6 protein-coding genes, 1 tRNA gene and 1 pseudogene are annotated in these 6,488 nt (G+C 42.4%); 3 read left to right on the top strand and 5 right to left on the bottom strand.

Features of this window, described 5'->3' with window-relative positions; translation table 11 throughout:
• Positions 1–8: 8 nt before the first annotated feature.
• The 3 genes from N475_RS20935 (at position 9) to N475_RS20925 (ending at position 2,988) form a co-directional block, all read left to right on the top strand.
• Positions 9–84 (top strand) — tRNA-Glu (locus N475_RS20935).
• Between the two features lie 309 nt (positions 85–393).
• Positions 394–1,974, top strand: coding sequence for a methyl-accepting chemotaxis protein (locus N475_RS20930; protein WP_063355466.1), 1,581 nt, complete (start codon positions 394–396; stop codon positions 1,972–1,974).
• 333 nt (positions 1,975–2,307) lie between these two features.
• A complete protein-coding gene (locus N475_RS20925) occupies positions 2,308–2,988 on the top strand; it encodes a hypothetical protein (RefSeq protein ID WP_227008451.1) in 681 nt (226 codons plus the stop codon).
• Positions 2,989–3,042: 54 nt separating this feature from the next.
• Here N475_RS20925 and nth read toward each other — a convergent pair whose 3' ends face one another.
• From nth to N475_RS25760, 5 genes and pseudogenes are all read right to left on the bottom strand, one after another.
• Positions 3,043–3,675: an endonuclease III gene (gene nth, locus N475_RS20920; protein ID WP_063355464.1), complete on the bottom strand. Its 633-nt coding sequence runs from the start codon at positions 3,673–3,675 to the stop codon at positions 3,043–3,045.
• Between the two features lie 91 nt (positions 3,676–3,766).
• Positions 3,767–4,462, bottom strand: a complete 696-nt coding sequence (locus tag N475_RS20915; protein WP_063355463.1) for an electron transport complex subunit E — start codon at positions 4,460–4,462, stop codon at positions 3,767–3,769.
• The gene (gene rsxG, locus N475_RS20910) at positions 4,459–5,097 is read right to left on the bottom strand and encodes an electron transport complex subunit RsxG (RefSeq protein WP_063355462.1); all 639 of its coding nucleotides are present in this window, start codon (positions 5,095–5,097) and stop codon (positions 4,459–4,461) included. Before rsxG ends, N475_RS20915 begins: the two co-directional genes overlap by 4 nt.
• Positions 5,094–6,146: an electron transport complex subunit RsxD gene (gene rsxD / locus N475_RS20905; RefSeq protein WP_063365892.1), complete on the bottom strand. Its 1,053-nt coding sequence runs from the start codon at positions 6,144–6,146 to the stop codon at positions 5,094–5,096. Before rsxD ends, rsxG begins: the two co-directional genes overlap by 4 nt.
• Positions 6,143–6,488 (bottom strand): annotated as a pseudogene (locus N475_RS25760) (electron transport complex subunit RsxC); the annotation flags it as partial. The pseudogene N475_RS25760 and the gene rsxD, both read right to left, overlap by 4 nt.

Genomic DNA, 6,488 nt, shown 5'->3' with positions numbered 1-6,488 from the left:
AAAATTGTGTCCCCTTCGTCTAGAGGCCTAGGACACCGCCCTTTCACGGCGGTAACAGGGGTTCGAATCCCCTAGGGGACGCCACTTTCTTTCCTAAGTAGTTCTATTATTTCCTTCATACTTGCTAATTAACAAGCCTTTGCTAACTTTTACTTTGATGCTGCGCTGAGATCTTTGGCAAACCTACGGGCGACTTTAAAAGTTAGGTTGTCTGTTTATCTGTTCTATTTGTAATAAATTGAATTAATACTAACGTTATGGTTTAGCAGAAATGCCTGTAAAAACGAGTTTAGTTCATTCAATAGTTTGATATAGAACAATTTTTCATCACTATTGTCATGCTCGCGTAGAAGTAATAATTTATTATTGCTTTTTTATTTAGAGTGAGTTGCCATGGCTAAAGGAAGATCTAATTTTACAAACCGGGAATATGACTATCCCGCCTCCTATAATTTATTGTCTACAACAAATACAAAAGGGCAAATAAAGTATGCAAATCCACAGTTCTGTGAGGTCGCTGGATTTGAGTTACACGAGTTAGAAGGTAAACCACACAACATTGTGCGGCATCCTACAATGCCAAAAGCAGCTTTTCAAAATCTATGGAATTACATTGAGTCAGGTAAGCCATGGATGGGTATGGTAAAAAATCGCTGTAAAAACGGAGATCATTATTGGGTGAATGCATATGTAACACCCATCACAAATGGTTCTGGCCAAACTGTTGAATATCAGTCAGTGAGAACCAAGCCAGAACGTAAAGTCATCAATCGTGCAGAAAAAATTTATCAAAAGCTCAATGAGGGCGCCTCTGTAGAGAGCTTTACCCGTGCCTCTATGTCTTTGTCAGCGCAAATGATGCTTATTATTGGCGTATTTTATATTCTCAGTATGGTGTTTGCTTCGCTACCTTCACCGTGGTCATATATACTAGAGAGCGTATTGGTTGTTGTTGCCTTATTTTTAACCTATCAGCGCCTTTCACCTGTAAGAGATTTAAGCGAAAAAGCTCGCAAAGTTTATGATAACCCATTGATGCAAAAGATATATATTGACAAGGTCAACGATATTGCAGCAATCGAACTCGCGTTACTTGCACGTGAATCAGAATTAAGAGCTGTATTGGGAAGAGTGAAAGATGCGAGTGACACAGTCAGAGGGCATGCAAAAGAAACAGTTGATGAGTGTGATAAGAGTGCCCAATTGCTGAACAATCAGCAAGCGCAAACTGGTTCACTAGCTACCGCGATTAACCAAATGACCGCAACCATACAAGAAATTGCTTCCAACACTAACAACGCTGCTCAACAATCAGAAGCAGCATTAAAATCTGTGAAAGAAGGCAGTACTGCAGTAAATGACAATATGGAGACCAACTATACGCTGTCTGAAGAGCTGACCAAAACGCAGTCTGATATAGAAGACCTAAATGCGCAAACAGTGAATATTGGCGGGGTAGTTGATGTTATTCGAGGTATTTCGGAGCAAACTAACCTACTAGCATTAAATGCAGCAATTGAAGCCGCAAGAGCGGGAGAGCAAGGGCGAGGGTTTGCAGTAGTTGCTGATGAGGTCAGAGCGTTAGCACAGCGCACACAGGAATCTACAAAAGAAATTGATGACATTGTGGCCAACTTGAGGCAACGGGCTGAGCGTGCCGTACAGGCCATTCAAAATGGGGTTGAAAAGTCGAGTCAATGTGTTGAGAAAGCTGAAGGGACCAAAGCATCTTTAGATAGCATCAATGCGATAGTCAATGACATCTCAAGTCTAAACTATCAAATTGCTACATCAACTGAGGAAATGTCTGGTGTAAGTAATGAACTAAATAATAATGCAGTCACCATCTCACAATTGGCAACAGACTCGCTAGAAAGCTCCGACAACTCACTGGCCACTATGGCGAATACTCAAAAAGCGCTTGCAGACCAAAAGTCTTTGGTCGATCAATTTATTGCTAAATTTCAGCGGTAAAAGAATACAGTGGCTTTGGTATGGTACTAAAGTCACTGCCTCTATCTTCATTTTTTCAGCCTTTTCAATATGTTGCCCCTGTACTTTGCACCTTTAGCTGCAGTGGGCTTGAATTCATGTTAAAGGCTTGAACACCATAAATATCATACGATCATAATTTTTTGTAACACTTCACAAGTATCCATTAGATTACCACTGTGCCATTTTATAAAAGTGTTGATGGTTTGAGGTCGAGTCAATGTTAAAGAATGTCATTATGGCTAGTTTGAATAATAATTTAGGTCGAATAAAGATTTGATTTAACTAGTACATTAAACAATTTTACAAGGAGATATGATGCTAACTGTGCATATTATAGCCGGTGCATTTTTGTTGTTGTTTGGTATTGGCGCGTTAAGTTTTGCGAAAGGAAAGACTAAACATCGGTGGTCTGGGAATTTATTTTTCCTATCAATGTTAATCATGGCGGGGACTGCGGCGTCTTTTAACGGTGGGGCCACTATGGCTTTGCTCACTTTTTATTATGGTACGACCGCGTGGGCAGTCGTTTTAAGAAAAGAAAATACAGTCGGTATATTTGAAGCACTCTCGATGTGTTTAATTATTTACGTAAGCTTCAGTCTATTTCATTTTGTATATACCGCTACTGATATTCCTCAAACCTTTAAAACGATTTTTACAATTCATGCTTCAGTTGCGGCGTTGTCTGCATGCTTAGATCTAAAAATGCTGTTGAGTGGTGGCCTTTCTGGGAAGCACCGCATAGTCAGGCATACCTGGAGAGCATGTTTTGCAATGCTGGGAGCAGTCATGTCGTTTTCTTCTAATACATCGGATAGCTGGCCAGATTTTATTGATAGCAATGCGCTTATTTACCTTATGATAGGCGTTCTGTTTTATTGGTTGATTAGAGTACTATTTACAAATTGGTACAAACAACTAACGCTTAGTATTGGTAACAGTATACTTATCAAAAGGCTGACTGAGGCAAGGCGACTATTATATGTAAAATAAATCGTTTGATGAGATTTGCAGTGGGGCAACGGACACCACTGCAAAACTTTTCTTTTAATCAGTTTTTTCTTTAAATTCACATAGGTCTTCAATAATACAGCTGCCACACTTGGGCTTTCTTGCTGTGCAAATGTAGCGGCCATGTAGGATCAACCAATGATGCACATCCACTTTAAACGCTTTTGGAACGACTTTTTCGAGCTTCTCTTCTACTGCGACTACGTCTTTGCCCATGGCAAATTTAGTGCGATTCGATACCCTAAAAATATGCGTATCTACTGCAATTGTTGGCCAACCAAACGCACAATTTAACACTACATTGGCCGTTTTCCTGCCTACTCCGGGCAAGGCTTCTAGTGCTTCGCGGTCTTGTGGCACTTCCGAGCCATGTTTATCAATAAGAATTTGACTTAGTTTATGGACGTTATTTGCTTTGGAGTTAAAAAGACCAATGGTTTTTATGTATTCTTTCAGTCCTTCAACGCCGAGTGCAACAATGGCTTCAGGCGTATTTGCAACGGGAAATAACTTTCTAGTCGCTTTGTTGACGCCTACATCGGTAGCTTGTGCTGATAGAGTTACAGCGACTAAAAGTTCAAAAGGGGTTGTGTATTCAAGCTCTGATTTAGGGTTTGGGTTGTCGTCACGCAGCCGCGTGAGGATCTCAAGGCGTTTGGTTTTGTTCATGACGGTTTACTTGCAAGTTGTTAGATATAGTAATTATATCTAGTTAAAACCACCCGCATAATTGACGGTTGCGCGGGTGGTATAGTCTGGTTTAGGTAAGGTTTGTTACGCGCGCACGAGGTGCTTTTTCTGTTTCTACAGGTTGTGTTTTAGCTTTTTTTCTTTCATCAAAATAATTTTTACCCGCAATAATAAGGCCTAAGCCCAAAAACGCACCGGGTGGTAAAATGGCAACCAAAAATTGATTATCGAAATCTATAATGGCCATACGTAAAGCTGTCGCCCACTCACCCAATAATAACTCAGCACCATCAAAGAGAGTACCTTGACCGATTAATTCACGCATTGCGCCTAAAATGACCAGTACGGCGGCAAAGCCAAGACCCATCATGACACCATCCCATGCTGATAACAGTGGGGAGTTTTTTGAGGCGTATGCCTCTGCTCGCCCGATAATGGCACAGTTTGTAACGATTAGGGGGATGAAAATCCCCAAAGCTTGATAGAGCCCAAATGTATAAGCGTTCATCAGCAATTCAATAATAGTCACAAAAGCAGCGATGATCATGACAAAAACAGGGATCCGAATGTCTTTTGGCACCCAATTTCTAACAATGGAAACCGTGACATTAGAGCCAACTAAAACAAGTAAGGTGGCGATACCAAGGCCGAGAGCATTGGTCACTGTGCTGGTAACTGCAAGCAATGGACAAAGACCCAACAGTTGGACCAAGGCTGCATTGTTTTTCCAGAGCCCTTCATGTGCTAAGGTTTTAAGCTCACTCATAGCGTCTCCTGCTGGCATAGGTTGTCTTGCGCAAAGAGCGCATCAAAGTTTTGGTGTGCATACCACGTTGCGGCATTCACTGACTTTACAACCGCTCTCGGGGTAATCGTTGCACCTGTAAACTGGTCGAACACACCGCCATCTTTTTTAACATTAAAGCGTGCGTCGTTACCGCTAGTTGCTTTTTGACCGATAAATGAATTAACCCAGTCAGATTTTTTAATTTCTACTTTGTCACCTAGCCCCGGAGTTTCTTTGTGTTGTGTAATACGAACGCCGGAAATCGTGGCATTGGCATACACAGCAGTGAGCATATTAATATTGCCACTGTAACCCTCAGGTGTAATGTGCTGCACTAACAAAGCAATTGGTTGGTCATCAAGCTTAGCACGGTAAATACGATGCGGCCCATTTGGTCCTAGCTCTGTTGCATCGCTCTCTATGCAGTCTAAATAAAGCTGATTGTTATACTTATCCGCAGGAATAACCTGTGTCAGCGTACGCATTAGGTGCTTTTTTTCTTGCGCTTCAATACGAGGCGCGGTGAGTTGCTGCACCAATGCTACGCTGCCAGTTGTGGCCAGTGCAAATGCTGTGAGTATTGCACCGTTTTTCTTCATGGATGCTAGTATCATTTGCGTGCTCCATGTCCATAAGTACGAGGCTGAGTGTAGTGATCAATAAGTGGTACAGCCATATTCATCAGTAATACAGAAAAAGCCACTGCATCAGGGTAGCCACCAAATTGTCTAATTAAATAAACCAACAAGCCAATCAGAGCACCATAGATCAATCTACCGCGATTGGTTGTTGAGGCAGAAACTGGATCGGTAGCAATAAAGAATGCACCAATCATAGTTGCGCCGCTCAGCAGGTGAAATGCGACGCCAGTATGCCCCCCAAAAATGAATCCCAGTGTGCTGCATAGCCCCAATGATACAAGCATAGCTACAGGAATGTGCCAGTTAATGACTTTAGCTTTTAACAGGTATAGTCCGCCAATCAGAAAGGCGACATTCACCCACTGCCAGCCCTCGCCGGCGAAACGAGTAAATGCGATGTTGTCCATCGCCTCTGAACTGGTCATGTTTTGAGAAAGCGCAGTTTTTACATGGTCCAAAGGAGTTGCGCCTGTTGCACCATCGATAACCTGTCGTGCAATATCGAGAGTTATACCTGCCTGTGTGGATTCCGTGAAGATGATACTTAATTGGTCAATCATGGACAGAGGTGTCGCCAATAAAGTATTGACGGGCTGCCATGCAGTCATTTGTACTGGAAAAGAAATTAGTAGCAATACATAAGCAGCCATTGCTGGGTTAAACAAATTAAAGCCCAGTCCACCGTACAGCTGCTTTACAATGATAATTGCAAATACACTACCAATAACAACTATCCACCAAGGAGCCAACGGTGGAATACTGACAGCAATGAGTACTCCAGTTAGCCAAGCACTGCCATCACTTAATGTTGGCCATATAGGACGGTTTCTAATTTTTAAAATAGCAGCTTCAGCCACGCTAACACTGACCAGTGCTAAAAAGAGATGCGCAAGTACACCAATCCCAAAGAAGTAACTTTGTACTAAAATGCCCGGTACGCAAGCAAGCATGACGCAAGTCATTAACTTATTGACAGATTTGAGGCTGTGGTTATGAGGCGAGGAAGCCATGGTTAATTTCATGACAGGTCATTTCCTTCTTGTTCTTGGGCTTGTTTTTTTGCTTTTGCGCGCTCGATAGCTGCTTTAATTGCTGCTTTTCTTTTTTCTTCTGAACTGAGCTGTGCTGGTGCCGGAGCAGTTTCCTCACTTGTACCCTCAATATCATCATGAACTTGAGTCACTTGCTTGGCTTCTTTAGCTTCTTCAGCGGCTTTAGCTGCTTTTTTCGCTTTAGCACGGGCAATGGCGGCGGCTACGGCAGCTTTGCGTGGATCTTCAGGTTCGGCAACATTGTCCTCTGCCGATTCATCAGCGGATGGTTGCGCTTCTTCAGCGGCTTTAGCAGCTTTTTTCGCTTTAGCA

Source organism: Pseudoalteromonas luteoviolacea DSM 6061 (assembly GCF_001625655.1).
Classification (GTDB): domain Bacteria; phylum Pseudomonadota; class Gammaproteobacteria; order Enterobacterales; family Alteromonadaceae; genus Pseudoalteromonas; species Pseudoalteromonas luteoviolacea.
This window is presented reverse-complemented; position numbering and strand designations above follow the sequence as displayed.

Excerpts from the sequence above, each read along its gene's own strand:
- nth (WP_063355464.1), bottom strand. The coding sequence starts at position 3,675 with ATGAACAAAACCAAACGCCTTGAGATCCTCACGCGGCTGCGTGACGAC.
- N475_RS20925 (WP_227008451.1), top strand. The coding sequence starts at position 2,308 with ATGATGCTAACTGTGCATATTATAGCCGGTGCATTTTTGTTGTTGTTT.
- rsxG (WP_063355462.1), bottom strand. The coding sequence starts at position 5,097 with ATGATACTAGCATCCATGAAGAAAAACGGTGCAATACTCACAGCATTT.
- N475_RS20915 (WP_063355463.1), bottom strand. The coding sequence starts at position 4,462 with ATGAGTGAGCTTAAAACCTTAGCACATGAAGGGCTCTGGAAAAACAAT.
- N475_RS20930 (WP_063355466.1), top strand. The coding sequence starts at position 394 with ATGGCTAAAGGAAGATCTAATTTTACAAACCGGGAATATGACTATCCC.
- rsxD (WP_063365892.1), bottom strand. The coding sequence starts at position 6,146 with ATGAAATTAACCATGGCTTCCTCGCCTCATAACCACAGCCTCAAATCT.